This is a genomic window from Cupriavidus sp. L7L (assembly GCF_004353535.1).
GTDB classification, from domain to species: Bacteria; Pseudomonadota; Gammaproteobacteria; order Burkholderiales; family Burkholderiaceae; genus Cupriavidus; species Cupriavidus oxalaticus_A.
In genome coordinates, this window is the sequence record NZ_SMNY01000003.1 from 264,858 (window position 1) to 283,568 (window position 18,711).

At 63.9% G+C, this 18,711-nt stretch carries 17 protein-coding genes and 3 pseudogenes; 12 read left to right on the forward strand and 8 right to left on the reverse strand.

Going from position 1 to position 18,711, the window contains the following annotated elements:
• The first annotated feature begins 202 nt into the window (after positions 1-202).
• The 8 genes and pseudogenes from E1J61_RS03215 to E1J61_RS03250 form a co-directional block, all read left to right on the forward strand.
• A complete protein-coding gene (locus E1J61_RS03215; protein WP_133092703.1) occupies positions 203-991 on the forward strand; it encodes an SDR family oxidoreductase in 789 nt (262 codons plus the stop codon).
• Between the two features lie 83 nt (positions 992-1,074).
• On the forward strand, positions 1,075-2,364 hold the full coding sequence (locus E1J61_RS03220) for a styrene monooxygenase/indole monooxygenase family protein (protein ID WP_133092704.1): 1,290 nt from the start codon (positions 1,075-1,077) through the stop codon (positions 2,362-2,364).
• 73 nt (positions 2,365-2,437) lie between these two features.
• Positions 2,438-2,962, forward strand: coding sequence for a flavin reductase family protein (locus tag E1J61_RS03225; protein ID WP_133092705.1), 525 nt, complete (start codon positions 2,438-2,440; stop codon positions 2,960-2,962).
• 100 nt (positions 2,963-3,062) lie between these two features.
• Positions 3,063-4,658, forward strand: coding sequence for an NAD(P)/FAD-dependent oxidoreductase (locus E1J61_RS03230; RefSeq protein ID WP_133092706.1), 1,596 nt, complete (start codon positions 3,063-3,065; stop codon positions 4,656-4,658).
• Positions 4,659-4,688: 30 nt separating this feature from the next.
• Positions 4,689-5,468, forward strand: coding sequence for a cyclase family protein (locus tag E1J61_RS03235; protein ID WP_133092707.1), 780 nt, complete (start codon positions 4,689-4,691; stop codon positions 5,466-5,468).
• Between the two features lie 43 nt (positions 5,469-5,511).
• Positions 5,512-6,459, forward strand: a complete 948-nt coding sequence (locus E1J61_RS03240; RefSeq protein WP_243736752.1) for a transporter — start codon at positions 5,512-5,514, stop codon at positions 6,457-6,459.
• Between the two features lie 78 nt (positions 6,460-6,537).
• A complete protein-coding gene (locus E1J61_RS03245; protein ID WP_133092708.1) occupies positions 6,538-7,776 on the forward strand; it encodes an adenylate/guanylate cyclase domain-containing protein in 1,239 nt (412 codons plus the stop codon).
• 122 nt (positions 7,777-7,898) lie between these two features.
• Positions 7,899-8,374 (forward strand): annotated as a pseudogene (locus E1J61_RS03250) (integrase); the annotation flags it as partial.
• Positions 8,375-8,590: 216 nt separating this feature from the next.
• On the opposite strand, the gene E1J61_RS03255 reads toward E1J61_RS03250, so the two are convergent.
• The 6 genes from E1J61_RS03255 to E1J61_RS03280 all read right to left on the reverse strand — a co-directional run bounded on the left by E1J61_RS03255 (position 8,591) and on the right by E1J61_RS03280 (position 13,301).
• Complete coding sequence (locus E1J61_RS03255) at positions 8,591-9,184, reverse strand: amidase family protein (protein WP_133092709.1); 594 nt, start codon at positions 9,182-9,184, stop codon at positions 8,591-8,593.
• 336 nt (positions 9,185-9,520) lie between these two features.
• Positions 9,521-9,652, reverse strand: a complete 132-nt coding sequence (locus tag E1J61_RS38615; RefSeq protein ID WP_255519823.1) for a hypothetical protein — start codon at positions 9,650-9,652, stop codon at positions 9,521-9,523.
• A gap of 32 nt (positions 9,653-9,684) precedes the next feature.
• Positions 9,685-10,149, reverse strand: a complete 465-nt coding sequence (locus E1J61_RS03265) for an amidohydrolase family protein (RefSeq protein ID WP_133092710.1) — start codon at positions 10,147-10,149, stop codon at positions 9,685-9,687.
• A complete protein-coding gene (locus tag E1J61_RS03270; RefSeq protein WP_133092711.1) occupies positions 10,142-11,338 on the reverse strand; it encodes a CaiB/BaiF CoA-transferase family protein in 1,197 nt (398 codons plus the stop codon). The genes E1J61_RS03265 and E1J61_RS03270 overlap by 8 nt, the downstream gene beginning before the upstream one ends.
• 24 nt (positions 11,339-11,362) lie before the next feature.
• The gene (locus E1J61_RS03275; protein ID WP_371702634.1) at positions 11,363-12,379 is read right to left on the reverse strand and encodes a tripartite tricarboxylate transporter substrate binding protein; all 1,017 of its coding nucleotides are present in this window, start codon (positions 12,377-12,379) and stop codon (positions 11,363-11,365) included.
• A gap of 43 nt (positions 12,380-12,422) precedes the next feature.
• The gene (locus E1J61_RS03280; protein ID WP_133092712.1) at positions 12,423-13,301 is read right to left on the reverse strand and encodes a CoA ester lyase; all 879 of its coding nucleotides are present in this window, start codon (positions 13,299-13,301) and stop codon (positions 12,423-12,425) included.
• 94 nt (positions 13,302-13,395) lie between these two features.
• Here E1J61_RS03280 and E1J61_RS03285 point away from each other — a divergent pair, with 94 nt between their 5' ends.
• A complete protein-coding gene (locus tag E1J61_RS03285; protein ID WP_133092713.1) occupies positions 13,396-14,271 on the forward strand; it encodes a LysR substrate-binding domain-containing protein in 876 nt (291 codons plus the stop codon).
• A gap of 190 nt (positions 14,272-14,461) precedes the next feature.
• Positions 14,462-14,752 (forward strand): annotated as a pseudogene (locus E1J61_RS38765) (hypothetical protein); the annotation flags it as partial.
• A gap of 125 nt (positions 14,753-14,877) precedes the next feature.
• On the opposite strand, the gene E1J61_RS03295 reads toward E1J61_RS38765, so the two are convergent.
• Positions 14,878-15,831 (reverse strand): LysR family transcriptional regulator, encoded by a 954-nt coding sequence (locus tag E1J61_RS03295; protein WP_133092715.1) that lies wholly within the window; start codon positions 15,829-15,831, stop codon positions 14,878-14,880.
• Between the two features lie 195 nt (positions 15,832-16,026).
• Between E1J61_RS03295 and E1J61_RS03300 the strand changes: the two genes are divergently transcribed.
• Both E1J61_RS03300 and E1J61_RS03305 read left to right on the forward strand, forming a co-directional pair.
• Positions 16,027-17,031 (forward strand): tripartite tricarboxylate transporter substrate-binding protein, encoded by a 1,005-nt coding sequence (locus E1J61_RS03300; protein ID WP_165971413.1) that lies wholly within the window; start codon positions 16,027-16,029, stop codon positions 17,029-17,031.
• A gap of 55 nt (positions 17,032-17,086) precedes the next feature.
• Positions 17,087-18,169 (forward strand): maleylacetate reductase, encoded by a 1,083-nt coding sequence (locus E1J61_RS03305; protein ID WP_133092717.1) that lies wholly within the window; start codon positions 17,087-17,089, stop codon positions 18,167-18,169.
• Between the two features lie 142 nt (positions 18,170-18,311).
• Here E1J61_RS03305 and E1J61_RS03310 read toward each other — a convergent pair.
• Positions 18,312-18,606, reverse strand: a pseudogene (locus E1J61_RS03310) (hypothetical protein); the annotation flags it as partial.
• Between the last annotated feature and the right edge of the window lie 105 nt (positions 18,607-18,711).

Sequence of the window (18,711 nt, forward strand, 5' to 3'; positions counted from 1 at the left end):
TTCCTGGCTGTACTGGAATCCGCCCTCCAGGAAGCCAGCAATGCTGCCACATCCCCCTCCAATCCACGTGTCCTAGCCGAACTTCCCATCGGCTCGTTATCCGGATATCGGAAAGCGCATTGCGGATAGAAGCATCATCACCGATACACCAAACTGTCCTTCACATGGCTACGTGCGAGCCAATACAAAAGTGGAGACAGACATGCAAGGAATTCAAGGCAAGACGGCGATCGTGACCGGTGGCGCAACCATGATCGGCGAGGCCGTCATTTCGGCCCTCGTCTCGGCCGGCGCGAACGTTGTTGTTGTCGACATCGATAAGCAAGGAGGCAGTCAGGTTGCGGAACGCCACGCGGCACATTGCCGCTTTGTCGCCGTGGACGTGACCAGCGATGCCGATATCTCTACCTGCATTGCTGACACCGTGAACGCCTTTGGGGGCATCGACCTTCTGGTCAACTGCGCCTGCACCTACGTCGACAATGGCGCGGAGTCCACCCGCGAGCAGTGGCTGGAGTCCTACAACGTCAACGTGGTTGGCGCCGCGATGATGCTGAAAGCTTGCGTGCCGCAGATGAAGAAGCGCGGCGGTGGCGCAGTGGTGAACTTTGCCTCGATCTCGGCCGGCGTGGCGCAGTCGGGGCGCTGGCTGTACCCGATTACCAAAGCCGCGATGCAGCAATTCACTCGCAGCGCGGCGCTCGACCTCGCCCCCGACAACATTCGAATCAACTCGGTCTCACCAGGATGGACCTGGTCGTCGGTGATCAGCGCGCTTAGCGGTGGCGACAAAGCGAAGGCTGACAGTGTTGCCGCCGATTTCCACCCGCTCGGTCGGCTCGGCAAACCCGAGGAAGTCGCGCAAGTGGTGCTCTTTCTCTTGTCCGATGCGGCCAGCTTCGTCACCGGCACTGACTACGCCTGCGACGGAGGCTATGGCGCGTTGGGCCCGGAAGGCCGGCAGACCGCCATCCAGCGGCTCACTGCTTAGCGCTACTGACTGCCGCGGCGCAGGCAAACCCATGCCAGCCCTGCGCCAGCCAAAAAGCAAGATATCCCCCACTGGAGAGACACATGACAACCCAACCCATTTCGAAGATCACGCCGCGCAAGATTGCCATTGTTGGCGCAGGGCAGGCTGGCCTGTTGCTGGGGTGCGCCCTGCTGCAACAGGGCTACGAAGTCACGCTGGTCACTAACCGCACGGCAGAGGAAGTCTGGAACGGCAAGGTGATGTCGTCCCAATGCATTTTCAACCAGGCGCTTCAGATCGAGCGCAATTTCGGATTGAATCAATGGGAGGCACAGTGCCCCACCGTCGACGGCATTGGCCTGACCATCCCCACCGCTGATGGGAAAGGCGAAATGGCGATCCATTGGCGCGCCCGCCTGAATGCCTATGCGCAGTCGGTCGACCAGCGCGTCAAGATGCCTGGATGGATGGCTGAGTTCGAAAGCCGGGGCGGCAACCTGCGCATCGAGAACGTAGAAATTCCCGAGCTTGAGGCTTTGACGCAGAGCCACGACCTGGTCCTGCTGGCTGGTGGCAAAGGAGAGATCGTTAACCTGCTGACCCGCAATGAGGCACGTTCTCCCGTGCGTCAGCCGCAGCGCCAGCTCGCGCTCGCCTACGTAACGGGCATGCAACGTAGCGGCCCGTTCGAGTGCGTCAATTTCAACCTGATTCCGGGCGTCGGCGAATACTTCGTGTTTCCGGCACTGACGACCAAGGGCACCAGCGAAACACAGGCCTGCGACATCATGGTCTTCGAAGCCATTCCGGGCGGCCCGATGGACCGCTGGGCCGACGTCAAGTCCGCCGACCAGCATCTGGATGTCTGTCTGGGCATCCTGCGCGACTACCTGCCCTGGGAGAACGAGCGCTGTGCCGGCGTGCAACTCACGGATGCCAACGGGATTCTGAGCGGGCGTGTCACGCCGACCGTACGCAATCCCACCCTTACGCTGCCATCCGGCCGCGTGGTGATGGGCCTCGGCGATGCCGTCATGGTCAACGACCCGATCACCGGCCAAGGCTCGAATAACGCCACCAAGGGCGCCCTCCACTATTTCGATTCCATCCTGCGCCATGGCGACAAGCCCTTCGACAAGGCATGGATGCAATCGACCTTCGACGGCCTGTACGAGGGCTACGCCGAGCCGGTGATCCGCTGGACCAACTCGTTGCTGTTCCCACCCCCGGACCACATCGTCAGGCTGTTCGCCACGGCGCAACACGCACCGCGTATCGCCCATCGCATTGCCAATGGCTTCAATGATCCTCGCGACTACGGCAGCTATTGGTTCGACGAGGAAGCCACCGACGCCTGGATCGCGCAAGAGTCCCAGTCCCGCGCCGCCTGAGACAGAGCAGCAACTACCCGAAAACTAGTCGCCTGCTTGCGCCCATCGGTGCAGCAGGCTACAGGAGACAGCCATGACCGACGCACGCGAATTCCGGAATGCCCTCGGCCGCTTCGCCACCGGCGTAGCCATTGTCACAACCCGCACCGCCGATGGTGAACCATGGGGCGTAACTGTCAACAGCTTTAGCTCGGTATCGCTGGAGCCGCGACTGGTGCTGTGGAGCCTTGCAAAAAAATCCTACAGTCTGGAGGCGTTTCAGAACACCGGCAGTTTCGTGATTCATATTCTCGCCGCAGACCAGGAAGATGTTTCCAACCGCTTTGCCCGCGGCGCGGAAGGTAAGTTCGCCGGCATCACATGCGCCGATGGCATCGATGGCTCGCCTGTCCTGTCAGGTTGCGCAGCGGTATTCCAATGCCGCAACACGCATCAGTATGACGGCGGCGATCACATCATCTTCCTGGGCGAGGTCCAGCACTTTGACACATCGGATCGGGAATCCCTGCTTTTCTACAAGGGAAACTACGCGCGTACCGCCAACGCTCTTACGGATCTTTCAGATCTGATCCGCACCGAATACGTCGCCGCGACCTGATTCCGGCACCGCACACGGCAATTCGTCCGAAGGAAGCTGGCCAACGCAGCGACCAAACGTATTTGCCCGTCTCTCTTATCCTTGCCCCCGGGATAATCCAATGAGTACGTATGACGCCGTCATTGTCGGCAGTGGTATCAATTCTCTCGTCTGCGCTGCCGTTCTCGCCAGACGCGGCAAGCGTGTCTGCGTGCTGGAACGCAATAGCACGCTCGGCGGATGCATTCGCACAGAGACCCTCAACGCTCCCGGTTATCTCCATGACACGTTGTCCACGGCACATCCGCTGTTTGTCACCTCACCGGGATACGCGGAGCTGAAGGATGATCTTCATCAGGCAGGACTCAGCTACCGCAATAACAGTACGCCCACTGGCGTACTGCTGCCCGATAACCGCTCGCTGATTCTTAGCACGTCCCGTGAGCGCAATGTCAGTGCGTTCAATGCGCTGTCGAGCGGCGACGGCGATGCCTTTCAAGCCGCCATGCAAGAAGTCGAGCAGAACGCCGGCCTGGTCTTCTCGCTGCTAGGCAACGAACTGTGGAGTACCAGCGTTGCAAAGACCGTTGCCGGTCGTCTGTGGAAGCAAGGCGTGCATGACACTGTCGCCTTCTTTTCCCCTGCGTTGATGAGTTGCCGGAGTTGGCTGGAGACGCGACTCAAATCCGATCTGGTCAAGGCGCTGCTAGCCCCTTGGGTATTGCATACAGGCCTGGGCCCGGAAAGTGCCATGTCTGCATTGATGGGCAAGGTAGTCGCCTTCACGCTGGAAGCTGTTGGCCTGCCTATCGTTCAGGGCGGCAATGCCCGTACTGTTGACGCCTTTCGCAGAATCGTCGAGAACCGGGGTGGTGCTTTCCATGTGAATGCCGACGTCGAGGACATCCTTGTCGAGGGCGGTTCGGCGCGCGGCGTCAGGACGCGGGACGACCGCGTTTTCATGGGCAAGGAGATCATCTGCAACGTCACGCCCGGCCAGCTTTACGGAAAGCTGCTGGCCCCCAAGCACGTTCCCCCTGGCCTACGCCAGCAGGCAGCCGAGTACCGCTACGGCAAGGGGAACATGCAGATCCATTTGGCGCTGTCCGCCCCTCCGGACTGGCCTCAAGAACATCTGCGCGACGTCATCTACCTGCACCTTACCTCGGGTCTGGACGGTGTCTCGAGGGCCGTGAGCGAAGCGGAGCGGGGCCTGCTCCCAGCCGAGGGCACGATTTGCGTTGCGCAACCTTGCGCTGTTGACCCTTCCCGAAGCCCCGCAGGAGGCTGGGTGCTTTGGATTCAGGTTCCCGAGTGCCCTCGTCAGGTTAAAGGCGATGCTCTTGGAGAGATCGCTGTTCCTGCGGATGGCCGCTGGACCGCCGAACTCCGTGAGCGCTACGCCGACCGCATTATCGACCGCATTGCGCGCCAGGTCCCAAACCTCAAGGCGAGCATCGTCGGTCGTACGGTCCTCTCCCCAGCGGATCTTGAGTCGATGAACGTCAACCTCGTCGGCGGCGACCCCTATTCCGGCGAATGCAGCATTGACCAGTTCATGTTCTGGCGTCCGGTTCCCGGCGTCAAGGACCACGCTACCCCGGTTAAGCATCTCCACCACATCGGCGCCTCGACCCATCCAGGCCCAGGGCTTGGCGGTACCTCGGGCTACCACGTCGCAAATGCGCTCGCAAAGAAACGGGCGAAATCCAACTGATAAGTGAAGTAACCACAGGAGACAACAACCATGAGCAACAGCCTCGCGCACTTCGCAGCAGACCTGCTGTCCGGACGCATCCGCGTGGTGGACCTGACGCAGACCCTGAGTTCTGAATTTCCGACCATCTCGTTGCCTCCGGAGATGGGCCAGACTTGGCCCTTCCGGCAAGAGACCATCTCGCGCTACGACAATCGCGGACCAAACTGGTACTGGAACAACTTTTCGTGCGGCGAACATACCGGGACCCACTTCGACGCACCCGTCCATTGGATCTCTGGTAAAGACTTGCCGGACAATACGACCGACACCATCCCCGCCGAGAAGTTTTTCGCCACCGCCTGCGTCATCGACTGCTCGAGCGAGGCTGCGGAAGACCCGGACTATCTGCTCACTATCGATGCCGTCAAGGCGTGGGAAGCCCGTCACGGGCTCATTCCTCCCCGCTCCTGGGTCCTGATGCGCACCGACTGGTCCAAGCGCACCAGCGCCGAGGCGTACCTGAATGCGCGCGACGATGGCATGCACACACCTGGCCCTGACCAGGGCGTCGTCCAGTGGATGATTGAAGAGCGCGATGTTCATGGATTTGGTGTCGAAGCCATCGGCACCGACGCGGGCCAGTCCTATGGCTGGGAGTTGCCGTTCCCGTGCCATTACCTCATGCATGGCAACAACCGCTATGGCCTGCAATGCCTGACCAATCTCGACCAGCTCCCGCCGCAAGGTGCATTGATTGTCGCTGCCCCGCTGAAGATCAAGGACGGTTCAGGCAGCCCGCTTCGCGTCCTGGCTCTGATTCCCGGCTGACATTCCACTAGCTCGACCATAATCACAAAAGGAGGCGTACGAATTGAACAAACGAGCAATCGCGGCCATGCTGGCCGGTTCGCTTGCGCTGGTTGGCAATCAGGCAGCCCTTGCAAAGGAGGGTGCAGACCAGTACCCAAATGGAGCCGAAAGCTGGATGTCAGGAGCTTTGCCCCCGCCTGGCACCTATTTCCTCAACTACACCGGCTACTACGGCGGAAAGCTGAAAGACGGCAACGGCGACAACGCAAACATCGCCGGCAGCCCTGCAAAGGTTGACGCCTGGTTCGACGCGTTGCGGGTGGTGAAGGTCACCGACATCACGCTTCTTGGCGCGAGCTGGGGCATGCAGGCGATCGTCCCGCTCGTCTACCAGTCCATGAATCTGCCCCAGATGGGCGGCCGTCGCAACGCCACGGGCTTAGGTGATATCACGATCGACCCGATTATCCTGGGTTGGCATGGCGCGAACTGGCATGTCACGACGGGTCTGGATATCTACGTGCCTACAGGGCGCTACGATCAGAATGATCCCCGGGTCAGCATCGGCGCGAACTACTGGGCCTTCGAGCCAGTGGCGGCATTCACCTGGCTAAGCCAGAGCGGCTGGGAAATCTCTGCCAAGTTCATGTACAACATCAAGGGGAAGAACAATGACGCTAACTTCGGCGGCATGACAGGAAGTTACCAGTCCGGACAGGAATTCCACGTCGATTATGCCTTGGGCAAGCATATCGGCCCGTGGACTGTCGGATTGAGCGGCTACTATCTGAAGCAGGTCACGGACGACAAGTTCAATGGTGCCGTAGTTCCAGAAGTGCCTGGGGTGTGGAGCCGTGGCCGTCGCGGCGAGGTGCTGGCTATCGGCCCTAGCGTCTCCTATACCAACGCCAAGGGAACTAGTTTCGTTGCCCAATGGCAGCATGAAGCATATGCAAAGAACCGGTTTGGCGGCGACAAGCTATGGTCCAAGGTAGTCACGGCCTTCTGACGAAACGAGCCCGTACTGGTCGCGGGTGCGTCACCAAGTCACGCGAGTTGAGTCCGCATCGCCGTCGGAGGGTGAAGCATGGCATCCATAAGCCTCTTGTTCCCTGATGCCCGGCAACTCCGGGTGCGCGATGTTACGCTTTTGGCAAGCGACGATCTGCAGACCCAGCGGGACAAGCTTGCGCGCATCATGCTGGACGCGATGTATCAATTCGTGGGCCTGCTGGATGTGCACGGCACGATGCTCGAGATCAACCGGGCCGCGCTCGAGGCGATTGGCATACGGATGGACGACATTCGGGGGAAGCCGTTCTGGGAGGCCCGCTGGTGGGTCGTTTCGCCAGAGACCCAGGCATTGCTGCGAGAGCTGATCCAGCGTGCGAGCCAGGGCGAATTTGTCCGTTGCGACTTCGAAAACTACGGCCAGGCCATGGGCGAGGAAACGATCATTGTCGACTTCTCGCTCCTGCCGATCAGGGATTCGAACGGGAACGTCGTATTCCTGCTCCCGGAAGGCCGCAATATCACCGAGAAGAAGCGCGCCGAGGCCGCGCTGGCGCGCAAGACCGAGGAACTGCAGGCAAGCTGGGAATTGATCAGCCGCCAGCACGACGAGCTCCGAAGCCTCTATGACAGGCTTCTGGCCGAGCAGGAGCTGTCGGAGCGTCTGCTACTCAATCTGTTGCCCCTCCCGATCGCTGAACGGCTGAAAGCGCGTCCTGACCGGATCGCCAGCGGCGTTCCGGAACTTATCGCCGACAGCTTTCCGGACGTGACGGTCCTGTTCGCGGACGTCGTGGCGTTCACGCGTTTCTCTGCAGGCATGAGCCCCGAGCAGTTGGTTGCCATCCTCAATGAGATCTTCACCGAATTCGACACGATTGCCGACTATCGTGGCCTTGAGAAGATCAAGACCATCGGCGACGCCTACATGGCAGCCGCGGGGCTGCCGGAGCCGGCGCCTGACCACGCGGTGCGGGCCGCGCATATGGCGCTGGACATGACAGACGCGCTCGCGCATTTCAACCACCGCACCGGCTTCAACCTACAGATGCGCATTGGCATCAACAGCGGCCCAGTGGTCGCCGGCGTCATCGGGAAACGCAAATTCATCTACGACTTGTGGGGGGCGGCCGTCAACACCGCCAGCCGGATGGAATCGCATGGCGTAGCGGGTCGGGTGCAGGTCACCGACGCGACTAGACAGCTATTGGGTGAGTCATTCTTGTTCGAAGAGCGCGGCGGAATCGAGGCGAAGGGGATAGGCGCGCTGCACACCTGGTTCCTAACAGGCCGGAATGATGCGTTATCCGCATAATGGGCTGTTTTCCCCACTACAATCAAGGCCTGCAAGTAGCTCGAACCGCTGCGTCGGCGCGTCCGCGACCCGGCCAGAGCTATATAGGGTTGCCCTTTGCTACCTGTCTGCACCATCGTAGAACGGTGCTGCAACTGGGCAAGCCGCTGCCCTCGCTCACGCACGAGGACCTGCTTTCGTACGAGCGCTTTCTGGCCGACCCGCAACCAGCCGCGCGCTGAGTGCTGGCCGGCAGCAAGAAACTCGCTCGCAGCCATCCAGACTGGCGCCCGGCAGCGTGCGCCAGGCGATGGTGATTCTGAACGCGCTGTTCGCCTGGTTAACCGAGGCGGGCTACCTGGCCGGCAACCTGCTCGCCTCGCCCGCCGCCGGCGCGCCCCCGCGAAGGCGCGCATCACTCGTTATCTGAGCCACGACTGTGGGAGACGGTCAAGGAAACAGTCGCTGGGATGCCGACCGAGACGGCGCGGAGAGACTGCATGCGGCCCGTTGCCGCTGGGTGCTGAGCGTGCTCTATCTGGGCGGCTTGCGCGCGTCGGAGCTGACCGCGATCACGATGGGCGCGTTCTTCTGTCGCCGCGATGCCCAGGGTGTCCAATAGCTGGCCGGAAGGGTTATTTCAATTTCATGAAACTATAATAAGACCCCCGCTGCAGGCTTACGGCTTTGCTTGAAGCCTTCCATTTGACCGCATGGTTAGCTACCACCGGCACCGGGCTAGACGCATCGCGCTGCGTGCGCATCGGTGTATTTCGGCGTAACGATTATCCACGATCCTCCATACGTGGAAGAGCGGGACACTGACTCCCCGCGCTCAGTCCGCGATGCCCGCCGGGAGGCGCGTGTGGGCAATCCCAAAGCGCTCGAGCGCCGCCGCGGCCGCTAGGCAGCAGTCCTCGCGCCAGGGCGCGGCGACCAGTTGCACGCCCATGGGCAATCCCTGTCCTTCTGCGGGCCACAGCGGGACGCAGCACACCGGCACGCCGATGCAGGACAGCGGCTGCGCCAGTAGCCCAAGGCCGGCGCGCGGCGGCACCTGTTGGCCGTGCAGATCAACTGCCTCGGCGGCGATGTGGCTGGCAACGAATGGCGTGGCGGGAGCCAGCAACAGATCGTAGCGCTCAAATAACGCCATGGCCTCGCGATAGACCTGCAGCCGCACCCGCTGCGCTTGGATGACCCAGTGCGCGGGAATCAGGCTGCCAGCCACCAGCCGGTCGCGCGAGTTCGGCTCATACTCCGCATAGCGGGTGCGCAATCGCTCGCGGTGCAGCGCACCACCCTCCGCGCCGGTGACGATAAAGGCCGCAGTGCGCGCCTGCTCGGCGCCGCGCAACTCCACTGTGTCGCGCGCGCCAAGTGCAGCGGCCGCAGTGGCAACTGCCGTGCGCGCCGCAGCGTCGGCCATGGCATGGAACCAGCCACCAAGGATGCCGATACGCGCACCTCCGGGCGCCCAGCCAGACGCGTGCAATCCCGACAATCGGGCTGAACTGACCTCTTCTCAAGGAGCGCAAGCATTGATCGCATGATGGCTAACAGGTTGGACCGGGGCGAGGAAAACCCGATAGGGAATGTGAGCGGTAACGCTCGATGATCAGATGAGGACCTCGCCAGCGAATTCCATATGGGCCAGCAGGCTGAGCGGCCTACACAAACGGGCCGGACATAAGCGTGCTGCCTTCACCTGTCGACCACCATGTCAATCGGCTTGCAATCCGGGAGGCGCACGACACGCGCCGTGTTATCGGCACCGCCACCCGCCGAGTAAGGCACCACCATGCGGCGGTTTGTCGGGGAACGCGATGGCGCTGAGCGGCACCGCCGCAGCCAGAATCGCCAGGCCTTTGCCAAGGCGCTGCAGGGTCATTTTCATGCTGTCTCCAGTTTTTTGTTGGTTCGGGCCGGCTATGCAGTCCCGAATCCGTACAGCGAGGCAGGGTTGTCCACCAGGATGCGCTGCCGGAGCGCATTCGTACCGGTCCAACGGGCCAGCAGGTCGTACAGCAAGGCATCGTCCGGCTTGACGCGGGTCTCTGCGGTCCAGTGCAATTGCAGATGCCAGCCCAACTCGGCAACACGATTGGCGAGCGCTTCCACCATCTGGAAGCTCACCACCGCATGGGCCTCGGTGTAGAGGGAGAAGCGGATGCCACGGATGCCTCCCGCGTGAAGGGCCTGCAGGGCCTCGTCGGTCACGTCCGGCCGCACCACCGCAACGCCGCGCGTATTGGCGAACCCCAACTTCTGGCACGGGTCGTAGATGTGCAGGTGAGCGTCGCAGGCGTTGGCGATCGCTGTGCTGTGTGGCGCGCAGCTTGCCGAAGAGTTCGACACCCGGGGGATCCGGGCGCCATCGCGGCGATCAGGCATGCCATGCCAACCTGTCCGCGGCTTCACGGACCCTGTCTCCGTGCTGATCGAGTGCGGGGGCGGCGAACGGCTCCGGGCCGGGCGTGCGCCCGAACTTCACGGCGCGCGTGAAGCCACGATAGCGGCCGACCACGGGGTGCTCGAACGTCGCCACCATCTCTTCCGCTGCGACCTGGGGAAAATCGAACATGTCCTCCACCGAGCGAGCGGCCGCGCACGGCACCTCCTCGCCGAATATGGTCTCCCATTCCAGCGCCGAACGCTCCTGCAATGCCGTGTGCAGGCGCGGCACGATTTCCCCATGATGCTCCGCGCGCTTGCGCACGCTGTCATAACGATCGGTCGACAACAGATCTGCCAACCCGGTCTTCTCGCATAGCGCCCGCCAGAAATGCGGGGTATTGGCCGAGATATAGATGTAGCCGTCCCGAGTCGGATGAATGCCGGTAATTCCGCCCGAGCGCATGTCGCGTCCGATCTCTTTGGGCTCCGAATCGGCCCAGACCATCCGCGCCGATTGCATGGTCAGCGCTGCGCGCAGCAGCGACACGCCCACATACTGCCCCGCCCCGCTCTTCTCCCGCTCGTAGAGCGCCGAAGACACCGCGCCCGCGACCAGCGCCGAGGCATAGTAGTCAACCACGGAGCCGTACAGGATCTCCGGCGGCCCCCCGTGCTTGCCCTGCAACGTGCACATGCCGGTCATGGTCTGCAGCACCTGGTCGTAACCGGCCTTGTCCTTCAGCGGGCCCGTCTCGCCGTAGCCGCTGACGGCGCAGTAGACCAAGCGTGGGTTGACGGCACGGAGCTGCTCGTAGCCGATGCCGAGCCGGCCCGGCACGCTCGGGCGGAAGTTATGCACCAGCACATCCGCGTTGCGCACCAACGCCAGCAGCCGCTCCAGATCGGCCGGGTTCTTCAGGTCGAGCACGACACCCAGCTTGCTTCTGTTCACGCCCAGGAAGGCTCGACTTTCGGCCTCCAGGGTCGAGGGGTACTTGCGCAGGTTGTCGCCCACGGGCGGCTCGACCTTGATGACGTCGGCGCCCTGGTCAGCAAGCAGTGAGCAGCCGTACGGCCCCGCGATATAGGCGCTCAGGTCGAGCACGCGCACCCCGCTCAGTGGCCCCGGCTGTCCCGCCCGGTTTGAGCGGAAGACGTCTTCCGCGGCAGTGGTGTTGGTGTGCATACAGCCTCCGAATCAGCTAGGGGTTCAATCCGCGACAATGTTCTGCTGCGTGGCCAACGCCTTCCACCGGACCACATCGGCGGCGATCGTCTCGGCGAACTGTTGGGGAGTGACGGGCTTCGCCTCGGCGCCTTCCTTGAGAATCGCCGCCTTGACGCTTGGCTTCGCCAGTGCCATGTTCACCACCGCATTGAGCCGCGTAATGACCGCCGCTGGCGTGCCTGCCGGCGCGAGAAAGCCCCACCAGAGTTCAAACTCGTAGCCAGGGACCGCGCTCGCCATCGGCATCAGGTCCGGCGCGATGGGGCTTGGCTTAAGACTCGTGATCCCCACCGCCCTTACCTTCCCGGCGCGGACCATCGGCAGCAGCGAGGGGCCGCTTGAGATCAGCATCTGTGTCTGGTTGCCGATCAGGTCGGTAACGGCGGGACCCATGCCTCGGTAGGGTACGTGCGTGATGTTCAGCTTGCCGGCCTTGGCCTTGAGCAGTTCGGTGCCGAACTGGTTGACGCTGCCGGGGCCGGAAGATGCATAGTTGAACTTGCCCGGATTGGCGCGGATCGCGTTGATCAGTTCCTGCGGCGTTTTCGCAGGAAAGTCGTTGCTGACCGCCACGATAAACGGCCCCTTGGCGACCATCGCCACCGGCGCAAAGCTCTTGACCGCATCGTAGGGCAGCTTGCTCTGCACCGCTGCATTGGTCGTCATGCTCGACGAGACCGCGACCAGCGTATAGCCGTCCGGCGCTGCCTTGGCCGCCATGCCGGTTCCCGTGTTGCCACTCGCGCCGGGGCGGTTGTCGATGATCACCGCTTGCTTCAGTTCGTCGCCCATCTCCTTCGCCACGATACGGGCGAAGATGTCGTTCGAGCCGCCAGGCGGATACGGCACGATGATCGTGATGGGCTTGGACGGATAGGGGTTCCCGCCTGCGGCGTTGGCCGATACCGCCAGAGCGCCGAACGCGGCGATCAGCCCGAAGCATGCGGCGACAGTACGCGATTGGGGGCGCGATTGGGGGCGCGATTGGGAGGTCATCATGGGTTGTCTCCTGAATGGTCTTATGTAGCTCTGCGACGCGGTGTCAGGCGGCGATCAGGCCGAGCCGCCTGGCGATCTCGACAGTGGACTGTGCTCGCCGGACGAAAGGACCGTCGATCATCTTCCCATCGACGACGTAGGCCCCGACGCCGTCGGCCTGCGCCTGGGCGGCAGCCGCGACGACCCGCAGCGCGTGCGCGATCTCATCGTCGGACGGGCGATAGACATCGTTTGCCAGCGCGATCTGGCTGGGGTGGATGCAACTCTTGCCCAGGAAGCCCATCTGCCTGGATATCTCCGCCTCGGCGCGGAAGCCTTCTGTATCGCGGATATTGGCGAACACCGTGTCATAGGCATAGACGTTGGCTTCTGCAGCCGCCATCCGCACGGCAAACATGGCCGATGCGATCGCTGCGGGGTTGCGCCGATGGATGCCGGCTGGCTCGAACAGGTCCCCCAGCCCAAGCTGCAGGCCTGCCACGCGCGGATGAGAGCCCGCCAGTTCCGCGGCGCAGCGCAGCGCCTTTGGCGACTCAATATTCACCAGCAACCCGACCTTCTCATCCTCGTCGGTGAAGCCGTTGGCCCGCTCCGCCTGTGCGATCGCCGTCGCCACGCGGAGGACGTCGTCAACGCTCTCCGGCTTTGGCAGGTTAACCAGATGCAGGCCCGGCACCACCACCGCGGCCAGGTCGGCCTCGCAATGCCCGCTGTCGAAGCCATTGATGCGAACGATCAGGGTCTTTGTCGTCGAGCGAGTCTCGGGGGAGCGTAGCAGTTGCGACAGCAACTCACGGGCCTCGGCTTTCTTCTCTTCGGCAACTGCATCCTCCAGGTCGAAGGACAGCGCATCCGCGTCGCTTGCGAGCGCCTTGGCGAAAAACTCGGGGCGTGAACCGGGGACGAACAGCTTGCTTCTCATGGCGATACCGTATTTCTGTGGGATGGAATGCAGTGTGGGCCAACCAAAAGAGAAGATAAACTATGATCTCCTACCTTCGCACAATAGAAAATCTATGGAGACGAGCTATCTCAAGGCGTTTAGCCTGGTAGTCGAAACCGGCACGCTGGCCGAGGCCGCGAGGCGGCTCAATGTCACGCCGGCGGCGGTCTCTCAACAGATCCAGGTGCTGGAGCGTGAACTTGGCACTGCGTTGCTGGCACGATCCGGCCGCACCGTAGCGCCGACCGAGTCCGGGCGCCGCCTCGCTGCACGCTGTGTCTCGCTGCTAAAAGAAGTCGACGGCTTGAGGGGGTGGGTGAATCAAGCGGAGGAGGTGCGCGAGCTTCGCATCGGCACCATCAATACCGCGCTCCACAGTCTCCTGCCAGACGCGCTCGCGCGTTTTGCGGCCCGGCATCCGGGCGTGTCCGTCCGCATCTGGTCTGCCATGTCGAGCGAGCTTTATGACGCCGTCAAGCAATCGGAGTTGGACGCCGCGGTCTGCCTGCACCCACCCTTCTCCATCCCCAAAGCCTTTGCCTGGGAACTGCTGCGCAAGGAGCCTCTGGTCGTGCTAGCGGCGCAGCGGGACAGGGAAATGGATCCGCATGAGCTGCTGCGCACCAGGCCGCTGATCCGCTATGACCGCAGCTTGGGTGGAGGCAAACAGGCCAACGATTACCTGCGCAAGGCCGGCATTACGCCCTCGCAGGAGCGCTTTGAGCTCAGCTCCTTGCTCGCCATTGCCATGATGGTGGATCGTGGCCTGGGCGTGTCGCTGGTACCGGATATCGCCTCGCCGCTGACTGCCGGCCTGCGTATCGTGAAGCTCCATCTACCGACGGAACCGGAGCCGCGTCGGTTCGGCTTGCTGTGGCGAAGGACGTCGCACAGCGCCAGCCTGATCCGATCCTTCCTTGAGCAGGCTCGCCTCGCGGCAAAAGCGTAGTTGCGTGCTACCGCCGCGCCCACGCGTTGCCGCCTACCCCGCAGTTCGGGGAGACAAAATACGCGGTGACGCGGCCGCCTTCCTGCATGGCGAGCTGCTGGGAGGCGCCGACGGTCCGGTGTCCGCCGTGCGCGGCCGGCTGCTTCCCGGCGACGTGCCCGCCTACGCCGGCTACGCCGCCTGGCGAGCCGTGCTGCCCGAGCGCGTCCTGCTCGCGTCAACCCATCAGCTCCTGCAGGACACCTTCGCGTTCCAGGATGGCGGCGGCCACCAGCTTCTGACCTACCGCATCCCCGGCGAAGACGGCAGCGTTCGCGACGGTGAACGGCGCCAGAACTGGGTCTGGTACCGGAGGCTCGCGCCGGGTCCGGCGCTCGACGCGCTGCTGCGCGACCGCAGCGGCCAGCGGCACAGCTACTCCCTGCCGCCAGGTGCCATGCAGGACATCGAGATCCGCGTACTGAAGGTGGCTGCCCTCAACACCCTGGCACCCGTCCTCGCCAGCCTGGTCACCGCGACGCCGGATCCCTTTCTGCAGCTGAAAAGCCAGGCCTTGCCGGATCCGGCTTTGCTGCTGCCATCCATGCGGCGCCCGGCAATGACATCTCAGGCGGCATCGCGCCCGGCAGGACCACCGGCGCGCGTCATCGCCACCTGCCAGCGGGGCGGGGAGCCGATGCTCTGGAGCAGGTGCGCGGAAAATGCCTTGAGCTTGGCCGGCGCGCGCGGCGCGGCCCGCACCAGATGGATGCCGCCTTGCGCCTGCGGCAACACGCCCTCCAGCAGTAGTTCCACCAGGCGGCCCGCACCGATATCCTCGCCGACCGACCAGTCCGGCATCAGCGCAATCCCGAGCCCCTGCAACACCGACAGCCGGCGCGCATCGCAATCATCACACTCCATGGCAAACGCGGCACTCGCGGCATGGGCCGGCCTGAGTACTTCTCGCCATCCGCGCATGCTGGTACTGTGGGCGCGGTCGATCAGACGGTGATGCGCGAGCTCTTCGGCATGCAAGGGACGGCCGTGCACCTGGAGATAGGCCGGCGTTGCGCAGGCGATATAGCGCTGGCTGGCGATGCGCCGGGCAATCAGGCTGCTGTCGGCCTGCTGTCCGACGCGGATGACCACGTCGAAGCGCTCCAGCACCGGATCCACGACACGGTCGGTCAGCTCCAGCTCCACGGTCAGCCCCGGATACTGCGCATACAGGCTGCCAAGATGCGGCACCACATGGCGTCGCGCGAAGGCCGGCAGGCAGGCAACCCGCAGCCTGCCACTGACGCCTTGTTCCAGCGCCGTCACGGCGTCGCGCGTTTCGTTCAGTTCCTGCAGGATGCGCGTGGCGCGCTCGAACAGCAGGTCCCCGGCCTCGGTGCGCACCAGCGCGCGCGTGGAACGCGTGAACAGCGCCACGCCCATTTCGCGCTCGAGGGCATCGATCTGGCGCGCTACCGACGACGCTACCTGTCCCTTGCGCCTGGCGACCGCCGAAAAGCTGCCGGCGCGCGCCACGTCGACGAAGGTGGCCAGGTTCTCGGCAAAACGGACAAATTCCATTTGTGCATTTCCCGCAAAGGCGTTGCGCGGAAGCAAAGGCTTCCCGTTGCAGCAACCAGCGCATAGTATCGGCACGATGCGCTGCGGTGCAAGCCTTTTTGCAGGAAATGCAAAGCAGAAGCATCATGTCATTTGCTAAACCGACAAGCCGACACGAACGATCGGAAGGTACCGACCATGGAGACAAGTTCCACGATGACTACCGCCCTTGCCCCCCTTTTCCATGCGGCGCGGGCGCGCGCGCAAACATCCGCCGCGCTGTTGCTGACGCTTGCCTGCACGCTGGCGCCGGGCTTCGCGCGGGCGGATGCATGGCCCGCCAAGCCGGTCACGATCGTCGTCCCCTATGCCGCGGGCGGCACCGTCGACAAGGTCGCGCGGCAGGTCCAGGAGGGCCTGCGCAAGCGGCTGGCGCAGACGGTGGTGATCGACAACCGCGCGGGCGCGGGCGGCACCATCGGCACGGGGCAGATTGCGCGCAGCGCGCCGGACGGCTACACCGTCGGCATGGTGTTCGACGGCTTTGCGACCGAGCCGCATTTCTACCCGAAGCTGCCCTATGCCTCGCACCGCGACCTGACAGGCGTTTCCTATATGGTGCGCTCGCCGATGGTGCTGGTCGTACCCGCCGCCTCGCCCTACAAGACCGTGCAGGACTACGTGACGGCGGCACGCGTGCCGAACAAGGTGTCCTACGCATCGGTGGGCAACGGCAGCTCGAACCAGCTCGTGGCCGAAGCCTTCCACGAGGCCGCCGGCACCAGCGGCATCCATACTCCATACAAGGGCGGCGGCCCGGCCATCAACGACCTGCTCGGTGGCCACGTCGACTCGATGATCGCGAGCCTGCCGCTGGTACTGCCCTATGTGCAGTCGGGCAAGCTGCGCGCGCTGGCCGTGACCTCGCGCCAGCGTGACGCGAGGCTGCCGGCTGTGCCGGCGGTAGCCGAGTCCTACAAGGGCTTCGAGGCCTATTCGTGGGTCGCGATGATCGCGCCGGCCAAGACCCCGCCGGAAGTGCTGGAGAAGCTGTCCAGCGCCATGACGTCGACGCTGCGCGATCCGGCGATTGCGAAACTGCTGACTGACGGCGGCTTCGACGTGGTGGCCGGCGACGCACAGCAGACCAACAAGCTGATCCAGGATGAATCGGCGCGCTGGGGCCGGCTGATCAAGGCGCGCAACATCGCGGTCGATTGAACGCCCTGCTGCTGGCATCGAGCCTTTACCCACTTCCTGACAGGGCATTTTCGCGATGGTTCCTTTCGCCTACCAGACCCGTCCGCAACGCGTCGTCTTCGGCCCCGGCAGCCTGGCGCGGCTGGGCGACGAAGCCGATGCCCTCGGCGCGCGCAGCGCGCTGGTGCTGTGCACGCCCGGCCAGCGCAAGCTTGCCGAACGCGCGGCCGCGGTGCTGGGCGCACGCAGCGCCGGGATTTTCGACGGCGCCGTGATGCACGTGCCGATCGAACAGGCGCGCCTGGCGCGCGAGCACGCCGCGCGGCTCGGCGCCGACTGCGCTGTCGCCATTGGCGGCGGCTCGACCATAGGGCTGGCCAAGGCCATCGCACTGGAGTCGGAACTGCCCGTCATCGCTGTGCCGACGACCTACGCCGGGTCGGAAATGACGCCGATCTATGGTCTGACCGATGCCGGCCTGAAGCGCACGGGGCGCGATGCGCGCGTGCTGCCACGAACCATCCTCTACGATCCGGACCTCTCGCTGGGCCTGCCCGTTGCGATCAGCGTGACCAGTGGCATGAATGCCATCGCCCATGCGGCGGAGGGGCTCTATGCCTCCGACCGTAACCCCGTTAGCCAATGGATGTCACGCGAAGGCATTGCAGCATTCGGCCGGGCCCTGCCGGTCATTGCCGCAGCGGAGCAGCACACAGATGAGGCGTCGCGCGAAGCCCGCAGCGACGCGCTCTACGGCGCCTGGCTGTGCGGGGCCGTGCTCGGCAGCGTGACGGCCGGTCTGCATCACAAGCTTTGCCACACATTGGGCGGGACCTTCAACCTGCCGCACGCCGAGGTCCACACGGTGGTGCTCCCCCATGCGCTGGCGTACAACGCGCCTGCCGCGCCGGAGGCAATGGCCGCCATTGCACAGGCACTGGGTGCCGGGCACGGCAGCGGTCCGCTCGCCGTGTTCGAACTGGCGGCGAAGCTCGGTGCGCCGACATCGTTGCGTGAACTGGGACTGTCGTCGGCGGACCTCGATCGCGCCTGCGAGCTGGCGCTGCGCGACCAGTATCCGAATCCGCGTCCGCTCGAACGCGAGGGGATCCGCCAGCTGCTGGAAGACGCATTCGCCGGCACAGCGCCGTCGGCCTGAACGGCAGCGGCCGGGGCTGCCACATCGCACGGACAACACCGCCACGGTCGCCATCCGTGCTCAGGCGTGCGCGATACCCATGATCCGGTTGCCCATGCCAATGCCCCACGCCGTCATTCTCGCGCCCTCCGCTAGTCGGTCCCAAGTACAGCCGGTCGTGCGAGCGCACGCCAAGCGCGCCGCGGGACGACGCCGGCAAAGGCAAAGGCGCCTATCACCTCGGGCTGAAGCACGATCCCGCCACCGCGGCTGCTCTGTGCGGAGGGCGAACGCTCAAACACCTCCACATCCCAGCCGACCGCGCGCAGCGCGGTTGCCGCGAACGAGCCGCCGAGCGAGCCGCCGATGACGAGGGCCCTGGGCGGGCGCGCGAGCGCCGCCGGGTCCGGCGCGACAGATGCCGCTGGTTCTGCATCAAGGGAAAGATTGCCTTCCATGTCTGGCTCCAATATGCGGTCCGATGTGCGATCCGATGCAGCCATGGTAGAGGGCCGTGCGTGATCGCTGAATGGGACGGCAAAGCAAGAGCGCTTTGCGGCAAC